The sequence below is a fragment of the Agromyces sp. P1_H4 genome, from assembly GCF_056405255.1.
Genome location: NZ_JBFUCL010000618.1, coordinates 1 through 634 on the forward strand (window position 1 = coordinate 1; position 634 = coordinate 634).

Annotated in this window: 2 protein-coding genes; both read left to right on the plus strand. The window is 78.0% G+C overall.

From position 1 onward, the window contains the following. The coding region (locus tag AC1DY2_RS20400) for a hypothetical protein (protein ID WP_476764072.1) at positions 1–204 on the plus strand (204 nt) is incomplete at its 5' end. Then, the coding region (locus AC1DY2_RS20405) for a hypothetical protein (RefSeq protein WP_476764073.1) at positions 201–634 on the plus strand (434 nt) is incomplete at its 3' end. The genes AC1DY2_RS20400 and AC1DY2_RS20405, both read left to right, overlap by 4 nt.

The following is a 634-nucleotide window of genomic DNA, read 5'->3' on the forward strand; positions in this document are numbered from 1 at the left end:
GCGTGGGTCACCGCCCGGGAGCTCGCACGTGCCTCGGTGGCCGGCGCCCCGGGAGCCCTGGCCGTGCCCGTCGAGCTGGCGTGGCTGCCGTGGGCCGCCGGCCTCCTCGCMTTCCTCGCAGTGTGCACGGCGGTCGGCGGCGGTGCCGCGGCATCCGTCGGTCGCCTCGCGTCGCGACCCGGACTCCGGGCGGAGGACGTATGAGCGCGCGGTCGCACCTCTCGACGCCGGGTCTCCTGCGCCGGCAGTTCCTCGCCGGCCCCGGGGCGTCGATCGCGCTCGCCCTGCTCGTGCTCGTCGGTGCCCTGCTGGCGACGGCGGTGCCCCGCGCCGTCGCCGCACTGCACACCGCCCAGCTCGCCGAGCTGCTCGACGGGGTCGCCGCGAACGGGCTCGACCTCACCGCGGAGACGCGGGCGCATCCCGACGTCGGCGCGTCGTCGGGCGGCACCTCCCTCGGCGCCGACGCCGACGCCGTGTGGGGCCGCCAGGAGGAGGCGCTCGTCGGCATCCGCGACGCCCTTCCCCAGCCCCTGCGCGGCATCACCGGCGAGCCGCTCACCGTGCTCACGTCCGGGCCGCTGCGGGCGATGGTCCCGGGTGCCTCCCCGAGCTCGCCCGTGTACCGCATCCT